The 19,358-nt window shown below is 51.5% G+C and carries 10 protein-coding genes; 4 read left to right on the top strand and 6 right to left on the bottom strand.

Features of this window, described 5'->3' with window-relative positions; all coding sequences use genetic code 11:
* Positions 1-29: 29 nt before the first annotated feature.
* Entirely contained in the window at positions 30-518 is a 489-nt protein-coding gene (locus HY774_28980) for a GntR family transcriptional regulator (protein ID MBI4752546.1), read from the bottom strand.
* 115 nt (positions 519-633) lie between these two features.
* Between HY774_28980 and HY774_28975 the strand changes: the two genes are divergently transcribed.
* Complete coding sequence (locus HY774_28975; protein MBI4752545.1) at positions 634-861, top strand: hypothetical protein; 228 nt, start codon at positions 634-636, stop codon at positions 859-861.
* Positions 862-1,010: 149 nt separating this feature from the next.
* Here HY774_28975 and HY774_28970 read toward each other — a convergent pair whose 3' ends face one another.
* The gene (locus tag HY774_28970; GenBank protein MBI4752544.1) at positions 1,011-1,622 is read right to left on the bottom strand and encodes a sigma-70 family RNA polymerase sigma factor; all 612 of its coding nucleotides are present in this window, start codon (positions 1,620-1,622) and stop codon (positions 1,011-1,013) included.
* Positions 1,623-2,080: 458 nt separating this feature from the next.
* Here HY774_28970 and HY774_28965 point away from each other — a divergent pair, with 458 nt between their 5' ends.
* Together HY774_28965 and HY774_28960 are read left to right on the top strand one after the other, a co-directional pair.
* Complete coding sequence (locus HY774_28965) at positions 2,081-4,165, top strand: SUMF1/EgtB/PvdO family nonheme iron enzyme (protein MBI4752543.1); 2,085 nt, start codon at positions 2,081-2,083, stop codon at positions 4,163-4,165.
* A 231-nt stretch (positions 4,166-4,396) separates the two neighbouring features.
* Complete coding sequence (locus HY774_28960; protein ID MBI4752542.1) at positions 4,397-5,728, top strand: PEGA domain-containing protein; 1,332 nt, start codon at positions 4,397-4,399, stop codon at positions 5,726-5,728.
* On the opposite strand, the gene HY774_28955 is transcribed toward HY774_28960, so the two are convergent.
* On the bottom strand, positions 5,716-9,120 hold the full coding sequence (locus tag HY774_28955; GenBank protein ID MBI4752541.1) for a carboxypeptidase regulatory-like domain-containing protein: 3,405 nt from the start codon (positions 9,118-9,120) through the stop codon (positions 5,716-5,718). The genes HY774_28960 and HY774_28955 overlap by 13 nt on opposite strands.
* A 525-nt stretch (positions 9,121-9,645) precedes the next feature.
* Here HY774_28955 and HY774_28950 point away from each other — a divergent pair.
* The gene (locus HY774_28950) at positions 9,646-13,548 is read left to right on the top strand and encodes an IPT/TIG domain-containing protein (protein ID MBI4752540.1); all 3,903 of its coding nucleotides are present in this window, start codon (positions 9,646-9,648) and stop codon (positions 13,546-13,548) included.
* A gap of 284 nt (positions 13,549-13,832) precedes the next feature.
* Here the strand turns inward: HY774_28950 and HY774_28945 are convergent, their stop codons facing one another.
* The 3 genes from HY774_28945 to HY774_28935 form a co-directional block, all read right to left on the bottom strand.
* Positions 13,833-17,105 (bottom strand): hypothetical protein, encoded by a 3,273-nt coding sequence (locus HY774_28945; protein MBI4752539.1) that lies wholly within the window; start codon positions 17,103-17,105, stop codon positions 13,833-13,835.
* Positions 17,106-17,254: 149 nt separating this feature from the next.
* Positions 17,255-17,866 carry a hypothetical protein gene (locus tag HY774_28940; protein MBI4752538.1) on the bottom strand — a complete coding sequence of 204 codons (612 nt, stop codon included), beginning with the start codon at positions 17,864-17,866 and terminating at the stop codon, positions 17,255-17,257.
* Positions 17,867-17,931: 65 nt separating this feature from the next.
* A partial coding sequence (locus HY774_28935; protein ID MBI4752537.1) for a hypothetical protein occupies positions 17,932-19,358 on the bottom strand: 1,427 nt, incomplete at its 5' end.

Raw genomic sequence — 19,358 nt, 5'->3', positions numbered from 1 at the left:
GCAGGTTGTTTACGGTCTGCAACTGGGGTTCAGGGTTCAGGGTTTTCGATATGGTGTTTGGTCCGGTTGTTCACTGGCTCAAAGGGGCGAAGAAAATCATTGGCCGCAATCAAGGTGCGTTTTTCTTCATCCTTCATTCTCAATTCTTCATTCAAACAGGCGATGGTTTCGGCTTCTGAGCAATTTTCGCGATAGGCAACAACGGCAAACTCGCGGGCGCCTTCGCGTAACAGCAACTGGCGATGGTCTGAAAGCGGGAGTTGTTGAAAATCCACCACGGTCACTTCGCCCCACCTCCGATTTTCCAGGAGACCGGCAGCGAGCAAGTTATGATAGGCTTTTGCGGTTGCTGCCGGGTTGATTCCAAGCTGTTTGGCCAGTTCTGCCGAACCTGGAAGGATTGACTCCGACTGGAGCACCCCATCCAAAATCAAGGTGCGGAATCCCTGCTCCACCTGTTTCCACAGTGGAAGCGCCAGGGCTGGATCAATCTTGATGCGAAGTTGAACGGTGCTCATCGGCAATTCTCAAACCTGTTTTATGAAAGAGTGGTACTGTACTACTGTATTACTGTACTGGTGTGCTAGTGATGTAATACACCTGAGGTAGAAATCTGTCAAGTGAGGAATTTCCATGCAACTGCATGACCGTATCCATCTCGGCAAAGAAGCCGCTGTTTTAGGGTCGCGCTACATTGCCCAAACTGATGATGATCAAAAGGTTTTTCGGATTCTCACAACCTGTGGGGAAAATTTGCTCTTTGAAGTGTCTGATGGCGAGTCGTACCTGATCGCCAGCGACGGGACGATTGAGGAATTGGAGGAATATGCCTTGTCCCTGGCTGAAAAATCCTTGGGCTGAAGAAAACGGGCTGAAGAAAACGGGCTGAAGAAAACGGGCTGAAGACTCGCAAACTCGGGGCTGAAGACGACGGGCTGAAGAAAGCAGGCTCAGGGTATTAAACCCATTTTCTTCAGCCCCAAGCCCGAAGTCTTCAGCCCTGGTTTTTTTCAGCCCCGAGCTTGCGAGTCTTCAGCCCTGGTTTTTTCAGCCCCAAGCTTTCGATACAACCACATTTTGGTGATTTTCCATTCGCGCATCACTGTGGCGACTGAAAGCTGCATGACTTCAGCCGTTTCTTCGACCGAGAGGCCGCCAAAATAGCGAAGTTCGACCAGTTTGGTTTGGCGTGGATCAAGCTCGCTCAGTTCGTTGAGGGCATCATCGAGCAAGATCAGGTTGATGTCAGGCTGGGGGACTGCCAGATCCATAGCGGCATCCAGTGTGAGCCGGATGGCGTCGCCTCCGCGTTTTTCCGCCTGCTGGGTGCGGGCATAATCAACCAGAATGCGTCGCATCATCTCAGACGCCATGGCAAAAAAATGGGTTCGGTTTTGCCAGACAACCTGATCTTGTTTGATCAGCCGGAGATAGGCTTCGTGGACAAGTGCCGTTGGCTGCAGGGTATGGTCTGGATGAAATTCACGATTCAGATAGTATCTGGCACGTTGACGGAGTTCGTCATACACGGCATCAATCAATTGATCAGCCGCTTCGCGATTGCCTTTGGTTGCTTTGAGCAGTAATTCTGTAATTTCCTTGGGGTCAGTGGTGTGGGTCATTTGAGTTATATTCGGTCAGGTTCAAAAAATCAGGCTGTTGCTGGAAAATTCGGATTCTTGATCCTGGATCAATCACTGGAATTCACTCAGCGTGGGAGTGTTGAAAGTGAATGGTTGAGCCCGAAACGCTGAAAAATAGTGGATTGTGAAAGTGAAGGCAAGGCTGAAGTTTCTTCCTGGGTACAGGATACTTTCAGCCAGGATCAGGTTTTTTATTTCTGAGAATAACGTATTCACGTTACTGGTTTTAAGGCCAGAAAATAAAACAAAGTGAGATTTGAGAAAGCCAAAACTGCTTTGCGGCTCGTAGCCCTTGAGCATTCACACCTGAATGTTGTCTCCAATCCAGGACGACTTCAACTTCAAGTTTTTACTCTCTTCAAAAGCATCTGACTCAATCTGGAAGAAGTCCAACTCCTTCTGATTCGGTGTCAATTTTGACTTCAGGAGGCCAGGTTTTGACTCCCGAACATTGGCAGGTCATTAAAGGCATTATCGAACAGGCTTTGGATTATGAGCCAGCCCAGCGGAATTCGTTTCTCCAACGGGTCTGTGCGCAGGATCCATCACTTTTGACCGAAGTGAAGCAATTCCTGACGTTGGATTCAAAACTGGATCAGTTTCTTGAGTCGTTTGCGCTGGTCAATCTTCCACCTTCAACTCTGTTGCCAGCCGATCATCTGCCGACGTTATACCCCGAACCCTCGGCCAGCTTTGCCCCAAACGACACATTTCTCGGAAAATATGTGATTCTTCGGGTTCTTGGTCAGGGAGGCATGGGGACCGTGTATCTGGCCCGGCACCTCACGCTTGAGACGTTGTTTGCCATTAAGGTGTTAAAGCCCCACTTGATCCAAAGCCGTGATGCGATTGAGCGATTTCAGCGGGAAGCCCGGATTACCGCCCTCATTGAGCATCCCAATGTGGTGCGGGTATTTGACGTCGGCGTGGAAGAAAACCGCTGTTATCTGGTGATGGAATACCTCAATGGAGAGTCGCTCAGGCAACGGCTGAACCGGCACAAACGGTTTTCCGTCGCCCAGATTGCGATGTGGATTGATCAGGTCTATGCCGCACTCCAGATTGTCCATCAGCATGGTGTGATTCACCGCGATTTAAAGCCTGACAACATTTTCTTTCATCGCCAGGGTGACCAGGAGGTTGTCAAAATCCTCGATTTCGGAATTGCCAAACCTGCCTCGTTTGCTGAAACCATGACCGATCCAGGCTCAATTTGCGGGACTCCGGCCTATATGTCCCCGGAACAGTGCACCGGAGATAAACTGGACGAAGCTTCTGACCTGTATTCGCTCGGCGTGATTTTGTTTGAGATGCTCACTGGTACCCGGCCATTTGAATCTGAAAAACCACTGACGGTGATGTATCGCCACGTTAACCTGCAGCCGCCGGATGTTCGCCACCTCGTTCCGACAATTCCAGCCACGGTCGCCACGCTCATCCAGGCACTGCTTTCCAAATCACCTCAGAAACGGATCGCTGTTGCCCACACTCTGGTGGCTACGTTTCAAGCTGCGGCCCAGGGGCACAATTTGCTGGATACCACACCGCACCCGATGGTTGAAACACACCCAAATTTGACTGATTCCGGGCGGGTGACGCTTCCTTTGCAGGCTGCATTTCGCCAACCACGCCCTCTCCAGAAATGGATGTATGCTGGACTGGCCGGGGGGATCCTTGTGGCTTTGGGAATTGGCGTTCAAACCTGGAAACCGGGTTTGCTATCCAACGTAGCCCCGGCGGTGGTTCGACATCTTCCCGTGGCTCAACCCGTTCCAACTCTGAAAAAAGACCTGGGTGACCGGTTTGTTTTTATTTCAGGTGGGGAAGTCTCGATTGGAGCAAACCCTGGTGATTGTCAGAAGCTTCCAGGCTGTCGGATTGAACCTGATGAATTGCCCGCCCATCGAGTTGAACTATCCCCCTTTTACCTCTGCAAGTTTGAGGTGACCAATCAGGAGTATCAGGAATTTATAACCCTGACCGGTCATCCGCCTCCGCCACACTGGCCAAAAGGAACGTTTCCTCCAGAAAGCGAAGACCTGCCCGTTACCAATGTGAGCTGGCTGGATGCAACTGCCTATTGTTCCTGGCGCTCAACCCGTGACGGAATTCCATTTCGACTTCCAACCGAAGCCGAGTGGGAACATGCGGCCCGCGGTCCCAAAGGTACCATTTTTACCTGGGGTGACCGCTGGCAATCACAGTGGGCCAACACCAATCCGGCCCCAAACACCTATCCTCCGCTGTTATCAATTTTACAGCCGCCAAATAACACGACGGATTGCAGTGCTTTTGGCCTGTATGCGATGGCGGGAAATGTCAGTGAATGGACCAGTTCTGATTTTGTTCCGTACCCAGGCAGTCCATACCGCCCTAAGTCAAAAGATAGTCAGTGCAAAGTGTATCGCGGCGGCAGCTATCTGACGCCGGCCAATGGCGCGCGGAATTCGCTTCGTTCGTGGACCATGCCGACAACCCGGCAGGAGGATCTTGGATTCCGGCTGGCGGTCAGCGCCAAATGAGCAGTCTGGCAACCCGATACAGGGAGCTTGATTTTTTTCGTGTATTTCGTGTATTTCGTGGTTCAAAACGTCCTGAATTTTCGGTAAGGTGCTAAAACCAGTTGATCCAAAATGAACAAGCAACCACCACAGGTGACCAGTGGGATCAGGTCTCACCTAGCTCAATTCTTCCAAAAAGTACTTCCGAAATGCTTTGTGTGCCTGCTGGCCGTCTGGCTTCTGGTACTGCGTATGCCTGTGTCTGGACAGAAAGAACGCCCCCGCGTGCAGTTGAAATCAGGCAAAGTGGTTGGCGTGGAACCCCGCAAAGCCGCCACGTCAGGCAAAGTGATGATTGTGTCAAACCCACCGGGGGCAGCCGTACTGATTGATGGCCGTGCGGTTGGGAAAACAACGGCTGATGGCTCACTCAAAAAACCGGTTGTGCTCCCCGCCGGCAAACACCAGATTGAAGTCACAAAGGCTGAATATGAACCCTGGCGGCAGGAAATTATCATCACCGGTGGTGAAACCCGACCCGTCAGAGCCAGCTTGAAAGCCAGATTTGGGTGGTTGCAACTCAATTTTCAGGATGCTACCAGTGAGGCCCAGATTCAGATTGATAACCAGCCCATTGCAACTTCAGCCTTGATTCGGCATGCCGACCGGGCATTCCGTCTCAAAGTCGCACCCGGTGAGCATCAGGTGCAGGTTACCCAGCCTGGAAAAACCGTGTTTACAACTCCGGTGACCATTGAGGTTGACCAGCCAACCGTGGTGATGGTTGCGCTTCGTTCTGAACCGGCAATGCTGCTGGTCAAATCGCTCCCTGGCACGCGGGTGTATGTCAATGGCTCGAATATTGGAGTCATTCCCACCACGGGTTGGGTCAAGACGATGGTTCCCCCAGATATCCCGGCTCACATCCATCTTGAGCAGGATGGGTACGAACCTTTTCAGACGACGCTTACTCTATCTCCCGGCGAACAATCTTCGCTGGAGTCCCCACTAACCCTGTTGCCCACCACGGTTGAATTTTCGGATTCGTTTCAGGAAGGATTAAAATACTGGAATGCCCCGAAAGAATGGACGGCAGGGCCGGAACTGGTGCGGGTTCAGGGGGAAAATACCTTTGGGACACCCCGCAACAAACGGTTCTGTGATTCTGATGTGGTGTTTGGGCTTCGACTGGTAAGCGGGAAGGGGGCTGCCTGGGCAGTCCGGATTCAAAACGAGAACAACTACTATCTGTTTTGTGTGAACGGTCCTGATGGACGCGCTCCAAACAAACTCCAGACGTTTTTGTGCCGCAATGGAAAGCTTGATCTCAACGACGCTTTGATTCCAGCCCAGCCGATTATACCGGCGTTGAAAGTTGGTGAAGATTACCGGGTTCGCCTTCGCATCCAGGGGAATCGAGTCCAGCACTGGATTACCTCGGCGCAAACCGGCGAAGAGAGTTCCATCGGGTTTTTTGAGGACGGGCTGAATTTGTTTCCCTGTGGCAATATCGGGTTTGCCACGCCCAACGGCGAAGCCTTTCTGATCAATGGCTTTACCGTCAGGCCGATTCAAAACAAATAACGCAGGGCGAATTGTATGGTCCGGGCTGGAACGGAAGCGGTGACCGAACTTCCAAACGCGGGTGACTCCAGTACGCGAACCGGCACCCCATAATGAGTTCGATTCATCAGGTTAAACGCCTCGATTCGGAGGCCGAGTGTGTGCTGGTGGGGCAGTGCCAATGATTTCGTCAATGCCAGATCAAGGGTGGCCACGCCCGCAGCCCGAAAGGTATTGCGTCCAACCTGGCCGTTGATGGGCGAAAGCGGATTGAATGGAACCACCAGTGTCAGCGGATCCAGGCCCGGAATCAGAGACACCCGTGTTCGGCCCTGGTTTTGGATCAGGATCCCAGCGGTGGTTGCCAGCCGGTCGGTTCGATTGCCATCCAGATTCGGGTCCAGGCTGGTGATAACCGTAAATGGCTGTCCCGTTTGCAGTGTCACAATGCCCGACAGTTCCATCCCCTGTGCGACCTTCCATTTTCGAAAGGGAAGCGGCCATACCCAGGCCGTCGTTAGCCGATGGCGCACGTCAAAATTTGCACTTGCGCGTTCAGTTCGCAGTGACGAACCCCGTTCAGTTTCATCTTGTGCCAGTGACGAACTTCCTGCCACGTCAAAAATATCTGACACATCATCCAGCGCATGCGCATAGGTGTAGGCCATCTGAAACTGAAGACCCTGGCGAAACCGTTGCATCAAAGAGGCTTGAAACGCGTGATAATCGCTGGCGGCGGAGTTCTCAAATATGGTCACGGGTCCCAAATCCGGATTGGGCCGTCTCAGCAATGGCACCACCAGTGGGTCTGCGTTAGGCACTAACCTGAGCCCAATCGGGGAAAACTGGCCACCGTTCGGTGTCCGCACCCGCAGGAGGTTGCGCCCGTGAGTGCCCACCAGTGCGACGCTAGCCACCAGGTTGTGGTGGATGACGTGTTCGAGTGAAACCGCATACTGATGGGTCAACGGCGATTGTAAATCTTTGGCCGGCAACGTGATTCCGGCGCCAAAGCCCGACCCGACAAAGAAACCGCCAGCCGTGAAAACCTGTCCGATCCCCGAAACAAATTGAGCGGAAGGCAACCCAATCGTGTTGAGCGTTCCCGGCAAAATCAACGGCTGTTGCAGTTTATCTCCCAGCCGCAAAAACGCCGGGTTGGCGCTCAATCGGTTGGGAAACAACACCGAAGCACCGAAATTGACCGGGATAAAATTTGGAAAGGCATTGCGCGACTGGCTGACCACCGTTGTGAGGAGTGGGTCATAAAACATGCCGTACCCACCCCGGAGCGACGTTCGTCCGTGTTTTGAAAGATCCCAGGCCACACCGATTCGGAATGCAAGGTTATTTCCATCCGCGTCAAAAATCTTTTTCCGACCCGCCAAGATCTGTTGCTGAGCCTGCAGGGCTTTCAGAAAACTCTGAACAAACGGGGCGTGCGGGTCAAACGCAGGTAAATCCCCTGGTGTGACCTGCAATGACCGCTCAAGCCTTCCCGTGACATCGGTCGGCACCGTGTTTCGTTCATATCGGAGGCCATATTCAAGCGAGATATGGGGCGTCAACCGGAGTTGATGGGTATAAAACAGGTTCAGTTCAAGCAACCGCAGGCCAAGGGTTGGATCTGGGGTCAAGGCCAGCGATTGCGAGGTGTCGGAGGGCAACCCGAAAGCGGCAAAATCAACGCCGCTGGCACCACGCAGGGTGCCATCCTGCAATCCGATTAAGCCGGAAGTAAAAGCCACCTGGGCACGATAATTTCGCTCCAGACGGCTGTTGAGTTGGACCCGTCGCAGGTCAACGCCACATTTGATTGTGTGGCGACCACCGGACCAGATGCCGGTGTCAGCCACTTGAAAGGTATTTGTCGCTCGGGTTTGGGGAAAGGTGTACGGATCAACACCAAGTGAACTAAACGGTGAGAGAACGAGCCGTCCAATTGGGCCGCTTCGTCCATCCGGAATGCCATCACCGGTCAAATCCTGGCCGGTTGAAGATGATTGAAAGACAAATGGACTGTCAGGCAGTTCGTCAAAAGTCAGGTGGGTCCGTCCAAACGAAAATCGCAACTGATTGGCGAAGTGGGGGGAAACTTCAGTATTCAAAATCAGAGCCAGATTGTGGGTTCGGGTTCGGGCCTGGACGCTGGCATGCAATGCCTGATCAACCGCCGGAAGCGTTCGGCTGTCGTCGGTGAGGGCATATCGAAGATTGGCCGTTGAGGAATATCCAAACAGATGTGTCCGTCCGTCAATCCGGGCGTTAACAAGCGTTCCTTCACCTGAGGCCGGAAGCAGTTGGGTCAATGTATTTCCGCCATAAGGACCGCCCGGATGGTTTGGCAATGGGAAAAAGGTTGGCGACAGGATATCCCGACCCAACTGACTGCGGTTCCTCGCCAGAACCAGGCCGCGCTGGCGTTCAAGTTCGGTGGGCACCACAAAATGATGTTCCTGGGTCTGATGCAACTCCAGGCGTTCAAATGCAAAAAAAGCCTGGAGCTGATTGGGACGGAGGGGAACCCCAACCGACCCGCCGGTTTGGCTCCGGGTGAACGGGTTTTTCCGTGGATTTCCAGGCCCAGCAAGGTCAAAGGCATCGCGGGCATTAACGGAGGCGTTGGTCAAAAAGGCATGAAGTTCGCCATGAACTGCATTTCCGCCACTCATGGACACGACATTAATCTGGCCGCCGGCATTTCGGCCAGCTTCAGTATTGGCGAGCAGCGTGGTGACCTGAACTTCGGCGGTGCCCTCGACCAGCACCGGAACCGGCATTAAGTACCCTTGCCGTCGAACGCCGATTTCCTGGTCGTTGTTGTCGGAACCATCAATGGTGAAAGTATTGCTCCGGCTGCGTTGACCGTTGACTGAAAATTGACCTGCCGTGCCGGTTCCAGGACCGATTCCAGGGCCGGTGCTCCCCAGTGTGGCTGGTGGTGGCGCCACACCAGGTGACAGCAACGCCAGTTGATCAAAGGTGCGCAGTCCAGCCAGCGGAAGACCCTGGATCAATTCGGAAGTACTGCTCCAGCGTAAGGCCGCGTCGCTGCCATTCACCTGGGTGATGCCTTGGGTTTGAGTCACGGGTTGCTGGCTGGTCCCTGGAAGAAGCTGAATCGGAGGCGGTTTGATCAATTTTTCCCGGTTGACCTCAACCACAAATTCAGCAATTGCCGCTGGTTGAAACCCTTCTTTTTCAGCCGTGATCAGATACCGCCCGGCGGGGAGCAATTCAATTCGGTACAGTCCATCCCGAGTGGTTCGTTGGGCATACACAAACCCGTTGATCAGGTTGGTCAGGCGGACAACCACCTCGGCCAGGGGTTTTTGATCCGGGTCAATTACCTGGCCCACAACCGTTCCCGTAACGGTTTGAGCCAGAGCCGTTGTCCATCCCGCCAGATGCAAGACTTGGAAAGTGAAACAGGTAAGCCCAATGAACAGAGTAAGTTGAAAGAGAAATCCTTTTGGGGATACGGATACAATTTTCAAAAGAAGAAACCGCATAAAATGAGGAAAAGAATGCAATTTTGTAACAACATTGAAGAGACACCCCCTTCACTGATAACGCGTGAAAAACCGGTGAACATTCGCACGATACAGTGAGGGGGCATCGAAAAAAGTGCAACTTTTTCTGAACGCCAATCTATCAGATCACCCTGGCCGTATCCGACATCCGTTCCTCACCACCGAAATCTGATTTTCTCTCAAACGACCACTTCATTTTCGGCACTTCATCCGCAAAAAGAAGCCCATCGCATGAGAATGAATTGTCATTTTTTACGCGTTATGAAGTGAACAAATCAGAATTTTATTCTGAGAGGTACTGTTTCCTCATCTCTCTCCCACACTGGTTCGCACCACATTTCCTTGACCGATAACGCGTTCGGCAGTTGGATCCTCAATTTTCATAAGAAGCGAAGTGTACCCTGTATGTATCGAAGAATCATACTTTTCGGGCTGGTATCAGCCATAGTCATCCTGGTTGGGTGTCTGGTAACGCCATCAGTTTGGATGAATTCACGGTTGAAAAAATCTCTGGCTTTGCCGGGTCGCTCCACTCAACTCATCCTCAAAATCAGCCAGCGGCGACCAGTGGTCAATGAAGGAAATCGGATTGTTTTGACCGCGACCGATGAAGATGGAAACCAGCTTTCCGGGCTGCGATGGAGTTCTGGAAGTCCAGATATCGCCGAAGTAAATTCCATCACGGGTGAAGTTGAAGGAAAAAAGCGTGGTTTTGCCACCGTCACGGTTACCAGGAACGGACAGGCGGCCTCGGTTTTTGTCACCGTGGTGCGGGTTGAGAAACGGAAAGGGGAAAAAGTTCGCGGTGAAACCCGCTTGGATGGCAAAGGCCAGATCTATTTGAGCAACCCCTTGCAGAATGTGATTATGCGGGCTGACAGTGCGCTTAATTCTTCATTTGAGGTTTTTGCTGGCAGTAAGAATGTGCGTGGTATCCGAGATGGCCTGCGATCTCAATCCCTGTTTGCCGGCCCCACGGCCATTGGCATTGATAACAGCACCACGGGCGGGGTTTATATCGCGGATACACTCAACCATAGCCTGCGCAAAATTACCTTTACCAATGAGGTTCAAACTATTGTTGGAATTGGACTTCCAGGAACACCACGATTTGACCAGACGGGTACTCTTTCCCTTTCGAATTTGCGGTTATGGAGCCCACGTGGAGTTGCCGTCGAAGCCGGAGGCAATTTGTTTCTGGCTGATACCGACAATCATGCCATTTATTATCTGGATTTGGCGGCCCAACAGGTACGCCTGGTTGCGGGATATCCAGGTGAATCGGGAAAAGTGGACGGACCTGGGTCAGATGCCCGCTTTTTCCGCCCGGCTGGGTTAACGCTGAGTAGTGATGGTCGTACTTTGGGTGTGGCTGATGAAGGAAATAACCGGATTCGCCTGATCGAACTCGCCCGAGCGAGTGATGGAAGTTTCTCTGGTCAGGTGACCACGATTGGGGTTGCGTCGAGTACGCGTGGCGTCGCGATTCAATCCTTACGCCAGATGGATAACCCCCGTGATGAAATCGTATTTCGTCAACCGAGCAGCCTGAGCTTTGACACCGTGGGCAACCTGAATGTGGTTGATCAATCCGGGGTGTATGTGGTTTTGCGTCCCCTGGGCAAATTGCCGGAAGTGATTGAACTGGCCCAGCCGGGGGTCACCTTTATGAAACCCGTGAGCGTTTCGGTCAATCAGATTGGGAGTTTTGTCCTTGATCAAGACGCACTTGAAGAAGAATCGCTGAAAGTGGTGGCAGTTGGAGCGCCTCGGATTTTGTCATTAAGCCAGGATACTGCCCGTATTGACGGCGGAACTGAAATTACGATCACCGGTGAAAATTTTGCTCCGGAAAGCATTGTCACGCTTGGAAATACACCGATTTCTGACGTGAACGTCGTGTCAGCCACTGAAATTCGGTTTCGAGTCCCACCTCAATTCTTACCCGGTGAACGAGCCTTGAGTGTTCAAAACCGTGGGGAAATTTCCCAGGCCAAATTGACGATTATTCCCAAACGACTTGACGAAATGGTGACTGGAGAAGCCAGTTTCATTGTCGGTGGTGCGGCATACAATGGTGATGGCGCCAGGGCCACTGATCCGTCGGTTTCTTTGGAAACTTCGCTCTTTACCGTTGATACCCTCGGCAATATTTACACCGCTGATGGTATACGGATCCGCCGAATTGATGCCGACACCCGGATTGTAACCACGATTGTTGGCGGGGATATCGCTGGGAGTATTAAAGACGGCGGCCCGGCCAGGGCGGCAAGGCTGGTGGATGCCCATGACGTAGTTTTGGATCGGGCTGGAAATCTTTTTATTTCTGATAACAACGGACGGCGGATTCGCCGAGTTGACGCGCTCACTGGAATTATTACCACCGTGGTTGGCGGAGGGCGATCCCGCACGGACGGGACACCCGCCGATAAATTCTTACTGGTCAAAGCCCAGGGGTTGACCATTGACCAGAACAACCGGCTTTATTTTGAAGACTTGAATCAGATCTTTTCCCTGAATCCTGACAGCCAGATTATTCAACTCGTGGCTGGAACAGGCCAAAAGGGGTCAAGTGGTGATGGGGGGCCGGCCACCCAGGCTACGTTCAATTTTAACGGAGTAATAAAAACTAAGCTGTTTACCCTGGACCAGGCCGGAAATCTGTTTATTGCCGATGTTGGAAACTACCGGGTGCGTCGCATTGATGCCGCATCCGGCGTTATTACCACGGTGGCTGGAAATGGATATTTGGGATATAGCGGCGATGGGGGGCCGGCCACCAATGCCCGGATGACTCCAAAAAGTATCGCCCTGGATAAAAGAGGGAATCTGGTCATTGGAGAGTATCCCAATCGTGGAGTCCGAAGCGTGGATTTGCAAACCGGCATTCTTTCGACCCTTCTCACGCCTGAGTTTCTGGAGGCGGGTGGCCCGCCAGAAGTGATTGGAATTCAACTGGATGGCAACGATAACATTTACATTGGATCCAAGGCTGGGATTTGGCGATTTGATGCCCAGTCCCAGCGCCTCACCCTCATTGCCGGCGCTGAACATCCTCGCGAGCTAAATCTGGAGGAACTGCTGTCCTTCAATACCCGGATTCCGAGTGTCCGGGCCTTGAATGTGGATTCTGATGGAAAAGTCTACCTCGGCGTTTCATCGGGAGTTCTCCAAGTTACCCCCGAAACTGGCCGGATTGCTCAGGTTGCTGGAACTGGAACCCCTGGGTTTGATGGGGATGGCGGCCCATCTGAAGAGGCCAATCTGGCCCAGGTAAACGATTTGCATTTTCTTCCAAATGACAATTTGCTGATTTCTGATTTAGGAAACCCGGCTTTACAAATTGGCCCTCGAGTTCGTCTGGTGGATCGTCAAACCAACATCATTTCCACGGTAGCTGGAAACGGGTCTGTTGTGGCCGAGGAAGAAGGAACGTATGCGCTGCAGACGCCGGTGTTTCCCACAGGCATTACCACTGATCCCACCTCTAACCTGATCATTGGGGAAAGTTACCGTATCCGCCAGGTGGATTCCCGGACTGGGATTCTAACCACGCTTGCCCGCACCCATGAACTGGGTGGGTACTGCCAGGAACTTGCGGCTGATGGCGGGGGAAATATCTTTGTGATCAGCAATTTGTATTCAACCAGCCAGATCCGCCGAATTGATGCTCAGACCAAAACCATGACTCATGTGGCTGGGAACCGGTCAACCGAAATCATGACTGATGGCGTGCCGGCAACCGAAACCGGGGCGGGGTGGATTACTGACCTGGCCATTGATGCCGATGGCAATCTCTATCTGTGTTCACCATCTGAGCGGACCGTTCGTCGGGTGGATGCCCGGACTGGAATCATTACCACCTTGCCTCGTGACCCGGTGGTAATAAGTCTGAAAGAAACACTCGGAGACCTTCTGAGTATTGTTTTTGACCAGCAGGGGAACCTGTATCAATTGTACTTCAACGGGTTTGTGCGAGTGGTCAAAGGCGTTGGAAGACCAGGCAAGCCAGGAATTGGTCCCATTGGAAAGAAACTGAGTGATCCGCAGCCACAAATTTCGTCCCTTACGATTAAAGAAAATAAATTGACGCTCACTGGTGACGGGTTGGATAAAGACTCACTGGTGGTCAAAATCAATCAGGTGGATGTGAGTTCGCGAATCAAACGTCGAACTGAAACAAAACTCATTTTGAAGGGAACTCCAGCACAATTGAGTCTCATACCCGGTATGAACACCATTCAACTGGTTGTGAATGGATTTCCGCTGGTTACCTATCCATTCCAATTTACCGTGAACCAACCGTGAACCAGCCGTAAAATAATCGCAAACCACAGGCTATTTTCCTTATCTGGTGCTTCTGCCCCTGAACCAGAATTGGTCTTATACCATTTGGGGTTCAGGGTATCGGGTTCAGGGTTCAGGAAATACAATTCTCCCAATGATTTAGCTTTCCCGTAATGCGATAGGTTCATTCCAAAATGGTATTATACCATTTTGGAATGAAGTGATCGTCTTAGAAAACAGTCAAGTAATTCAATCAATTGAAGTTAGTGAACTACTGACTACGATCTACTGACTACAAACTGGCATTACTGCTCAGGTGTATCGTTTTTCAAAACATCCACCAGCGTGGTGAGCTTTCGGCCTTCGACGATCACCAGGTCAAAGTCCCGTTCACCGGCAAAACTGCCGATTCTCAGTCGGGATTCGTCATTTCCGGCGGGCGATTCAAACCGGAACGCGTCACCGTCTCCAAACCACACCACCCGTTCGGTTGGGCTATTGGCTGGTTGCAGGAAAACAGTCAGAATTTCGATTCCTCTGGTTTCACTTCGGCCTAAACAGAGCGGGGTCATTCCTTCCGGCAACGGAATTTCCCGCTGGATCTGGTATCGCCCCGTCCCATCATTGGCGTACACCCGCACCCGGTCGTCTCCCATCACGGCCACGTCTAACCCCTGACTTCCGCCGAAGTTCGCCAGCACCACGTCTTCCGTTCCGAGCGTCGGCACGGCGGTTCGAACGGCCAGCGGCGTCTCAATCGGTGAACCAAAAGTGGTGGGTGAGGTGCGCGGAATCACAATCAACCGGGTATCGAGTTCCGAAATGTCCGCCACGGCAACCAGGTCAGCCAGGTTATCCTGGGTGACATCAAGCAGATGCAGGCTTCGGAGCGGAATTCCCGCCGCAATCGGCACCTGGATTGGATCGCCGAAATTCCCGCTGGCCGTTTCAACCCGGATGGTCAGTTGCGTACCTCCGGTCGTGTGCAGAAAAGCGAGCACCTGTTTTTGTGAGCCTGAAAACCCTGGGAAGTCCAACCCACGTGCCATTTGCTCGCACTCACCGGTCAGTCCGGTGGCAAACGTGGTGGTCCCCGTCACGCCCGAAGCTGGATCAAGCTGGACCACCGTCCCCTGACCGCTTTGGCCCGGAAGCTGAACCAGCAAATTATCGAAGAGATTGGGGCCGACAATTCCAGCCGTCACGGTTTCAAACGGCAAGGCAAAGGCCGAATCTGGAAGGAATTCGCCGTTTCCATCCGCAAGCCTGATTTCGCTGGGCTGGTCTGAAAATCCAACGAACAAATCTGAATGTCCATCCTGATTCAAGGTGGAAACGCCGAGTGCCGACAGGCCCGAAGGCAGCAGGGCTGAACGCACGCCAGCCAGTCGAATCATTCCAACATCCGTCACGCCTCCGCGAACCATCGTCACGGCAGCCGAACGCCCGCGCCGGTTGAGGAGACTGTCTACCGCCGTCACAGAGACGGTTCGTTCAAACGGCACGGTGCTCACATTCGGCAGAGTGAACCGGCCATCGCCTTCGGTAATTCCTGAAATTGACTCTCCATCCAGCGTCACCGACACGTTGGAAATTGGATTTCCACCCGCATCCACCACCTGTCCGACAACGGAGGTCAGCGGGTCGGCTTCGATGGTGACCGTGACGGGGAGGGCTTCTCCGACATTGCCCGCCGCATCTATCGCGCGTGCGGTAATTTCCAACGATTGGCCTCCGACTGGAACTGGATATGCCAGTTCGTAGGGCGACTCAGTCAGATTTCCAGCCACCACGCCGTTGACTTTGACTTCGACGCCGACCACGGCCACATCATCCGTGGCCGTCACCCGAATCGGAAGCTGCTCACTGCCAACGACGATACCGCTGGTCACCGGGTTGGTGATTTCAACCACTGGAGCCATGTCCGAGGTATCATTTTCACCATACTTCACGATTTGGAGGGCGGTATCTCCGGTGCGTTCATTTTGACTGGTGGTTCGAGCCGCCGCCGTAAGGTAAATTCGTGAATTGTCCACCGCAATGCCAGTGGCATAGGGGAAGGGATTCAATCCAGCAAGGTTGAAGCAGGTGTAAGCTCCCAAATAGACTGGTTTTACCTGGCCGGGGAGTTGCCGAAACACGGGAATAAAGCCGGTTGTTGGGCCGCCATTGATGGCAGTGAACATCAGGTCGTTGCGAACTTCAGCATCACTGGACCGGCCCTGGAAAAAGTCGGTAATGCCGCCATAGGCTGGAGCTTCCGGTGTCTGGGTATCAATGGAAACGATTGGCCCTCCCGTCGTGTTGGCACTGTACCCGATGACCTGAGCGGTTGTTCCCAATGCCGCAACATCACCATTGAGCAACCCAACCTCGGCCATGCTTCGCAATTGCGGGTTGGCCGGCGTTGCCACATCGAGGATGTACACTCCGCCGTTGGCGACCGCGAGGTAGGCCAGTTGGCGGGCTTCATCCACGTCCACACCGTTGGCAAACTGAGTGGTTGGATCGGTTAATGGGAAGCTGCCGATTTCAGAAATGTACGGAGCAAAACTGAGGTCAAACACTTTCAAGCCGTTCTCACCCGCCGCCACGAAAGCGAAATTCCCCTTGACCACGACATCCACCGCCCGTCCAAACTGAGCGCCGCCCGCCAGGATTGGATTCGACGGCGTGGAAATATCCACCACCTGCAAGCCGCCTTCACCACACGCGACATAGGCGAAGTTCCCCGCCACCCGGACATCATTCGCATTGCCTGGGAGTTCGACCGAACCGACGATACGTGCTGTTTGTGGGTCACGGGCATCCACGACCTGAAGTCCCGCCAGTCCACAGGCGACATACGCGAAGCGGTCTTTGACGTCTACGTTATTGGCAAATCCCGGCAAGCGGAGTGCCTTCTCAATTCCCGATGTCGCCTGCGACACCGCCACCAGAATGTCCGATGACAGGTTGGCATTGCGAACCCGAATGGTGGTCGAACCGGGGCTCACGGCAACAATTTTGCCGAAGCTGTCAACCGTTGCCACGGCTGGATTTAAGGCTTGAAAACTGGTCGCCGGGTTGCTGGTCAGGTCAACTGTTTCGCCAGTGCTGAGGGTTCCCGTGACCGTAATTTGAACCGGGTCCGGAGGAAGAATCGCCGACCGACTCAACCCAATCGAACGTGGAGTCACTTCAATGGCAACCACAGTTGGCCCATTGTCCGAAGGGAAGCTCGCCGGGTCTTTCGGGTCGTAGCCAAGCTGGACTTCCGTCCCGTCATCAATCCCATCGCCATCGGAATCAGCACTGTTCGGGTTTGTCCCAAGTGTCACTTCATCGCCATTGGTCAGACCATCGCCATCCGGGTCGGCATCAGCGTCAAGTGGGTTATTGGGATTGGTGCCATTTTGGAGTTCGGCATCATCGGGCATCCCGTCATGGTCGGAGTCTACGCTGAAGATGAATGGCCCGGCATTGACTGAGCCAAAGGGGATGAGGGCGACGGTGGCGGTTTTTCCCGAAATAGTAGGTTGAGGTGTATTTTGGGATAAAACCGCAACCATTGGAATAAGAACAAGAATTACAATCAAACAAAGTCCGATTGTTTTCCACTGAAATAAATTTCGATGATTTTGTTGAACCATTGGTATTTACCACTTCTCTTTTTTTCAGGGGCTGTATGGGTTTACGTTTGACTAAAAGACTTAGCCCTCAGCAATGCTTTAGTTACAACAATGACCTATTTATTCCTAATAACAATTTTAATTGTTCCTGATTTTACAATAGAGCTACCCTTTTTACTTAGCCTTGGTACGGCTGTTTCTGTTGATATAAAATAAATCCCTGGCATCTTCAAGTCATAAAGTTCGTTAATTATAATTGACCTGGTTGTGCATATTTCGTTAGGTTTTAGGTATATTCCCATTGATCCGCCATAAATTCGAGAAAACTTCATGAATTCTTCACCTCTCAAAGTTAATCCGATTTTCTCATTACTATCCCGATAAATAAACAAGGGGTAAGACTCTTCTACACTGTGGCTTAGCCCCAAATAAAAAGTTCTTTGTGTGACATTTTTCAACGAGAATCGTACTTTAATAGTTTCCCCATTTGAATATTCAGATTTTGATGAAGCAATTGATAGCTGAAATCCTTCAACTGGACTCCCCCATTCTATTATAGGGTACAGTTCATCCTGGGTATTATTTTCAACAGTCAAAGTACTCTTTTCCTCTTGGCGGCTCTGGGAATTGTTTGTTAAACCTGAACTTTTCTTTTCTTGAACTGAAAGCCAGAGTAGCATTAATATCACAACTAAACTGAATATTATTAAGTAGCTCAAGTTCTTCATACAAATCACCCTCATGTTGTTTAAATCTGTTACTCTTAATACAATTGATCTAAACCCGTAATTGGTTACCAAGGACAACTAAACTTCGGTTGTTTGGTAAATGTACTCATGCCTCGCACGTTTTTATTCCATTTAGGAAATTCATGACTACTTGTCTTGCTTGTTACCATCTTCTTTTGAGACGATATAACTGGCACCCAATGATTACTTACAAATTGAAAATTACATGCCCAGTTCCATTCAATCACTGCCAGCGTAACCCAGGTAGAATTCTTATCTGGCTTGTACATCAAATACATTTTAAATGAATCCGACGCTCTTGCTTTAATCGCACCAGCGGGTAACGCCATATTTGGTGAGTCGTTTGTTTCCTTATTTCCAGAGTAGGGATAGCAAGAAATTTGATTACAATCTAAGCCTTCAGCAAACAAAAAATACGGCTCATCATTTAAGCAAAAATCTCTATCTCCTGTTAATACAAGTTGAACCCATTGAATCTCGTAGTTTGAGGGCGAGTTTAATTTGAACTGTATTCCAGATTCTTGAGGTGTTCCTCCAGATTTTCCAAGCCCCCCACGAAGTACTCCGGTTGAATCGCTATAAACGAAAAAATTACCAAACCTTGTACTAACATCTTTATCTATGTCTATTCCAGGCACAATGACTTCAAATTTTGCTATTGCTGTATATGCCTTATTATTTACAAGGGCAGTGTATTGTATGGTGTAAATTTTCGGTTCAACAAAGCAAAAGATAACTTGGTCACTTTGAATCTCGGACACTGGAAGCCTGGTTATTTCGGATTTGGACTCTGAACTTGAGAAATCTTTTATTATCTCACCACCACCTATTGACCAGTTTGATTGCCGTGGTGAGCCAGGTTTAGAAACACCTTTCAACTTAACCTGTTGCCCTAATAGAACCTCAAAGGTTACCGGACTTTTATTTTCAGAACAGCCGATAGTTGTTGCTTGATCACCACTTCTAAACCAATGAATCTCGACTTGGCAAGTATCTGTCGTTGCTTGTTTCGGAACAAATTTCTTTTGAGCTGGGCAGTCATCGCAAGTTGGACAAGAGCATTTGGCTTCAAAACCGCAAACTGAGAGACGAGAGGGAACACTGGCGCGGTAGATACCACCACCTAACGGGATTGCCGGGCTACTGCAAAACCAGGCATCGCAATTACTTGGGGAATCTCCATCCCCGCCTGTCCCGTTAGTTTCAGGTGAAGGGGCGACTGGTGGAAAACCGTGCCAGGCACCAACCCGGATACCATTGTCAGGATCACTGATTACAGTCTTTCCATCGGCACTAACGTGGCCGGTTCCGGCCTGGACATATCTTCCGGCATCATGGTCAAAACTCATCAAAAGGACTTTGGCATTGGCTGGTTCACGATCAAGATTTGGAAACGAAACTTCCAGAGGTGGATCAAAAATGGCGCCTGACGGTTGGACTGAAATGTAAAGATTGGTTGCCCGTCCATCTT

This window comes from Acidobacteriota bacterium (genome assembly GCA_016208495.1).
Taxonomy (GTDB): domain Bacteria; phylum Acidobacteriota; class Blastocatellia; order Chloracidobacteriales; family Chloracidobacteriaceae; genus JACQXX01.
The sequence above is the reverse complement of the archived record's forward strand: the minus strand, read 5'-3'. Positions and strand labels throughout refer to the sequence as shown.

Excerpts from the sequence above, each read along its gene's own strand:
- HY774_28960 (MBI4752542.1), top strand. The coding sequence starts at position 4,397 with ATGCCTGTGTCTGGACAGAAAGAACGCCCCCGCGTGCAGTTGAAATCA.
- HY774_28980 (MBI4752546.1), bottom strand. The coding sequence starts at position 518 with ATGAGCACCGTTCAACTTCGCATCAAGATTGATCCAGCCCTGGCGCTT.
- HY774_28950 (MBI4752540.1), top strand. The coding sequence starts at position 9,646 with ATGTATCGAAGAATCATACTTTTCGGGCTGGTATCAGCCATAGTCATC.
- HY774_28975 (MBI4752545.1), top strand. The coding sequence starts at position 634 with ATGCAACTGCATGACCGTATCCATCTCGGCAAAGAAGCCGCTGTTTTA.
- HY774_28940 (MBI4752538.1), bottom strand. The coding sequence starts at position 17,866 with ATGAAGAACTTGAGCTACTTAATAATATTCAGTTTAGTTGTGATATTA.
- HY774_28970 (MBI4752544.1), bottom strand. The coding sequence starts at position 1,622 with ATGACCCACACCACTGACCCCAAGGAAATTACAGAATTACTGCTCAAA.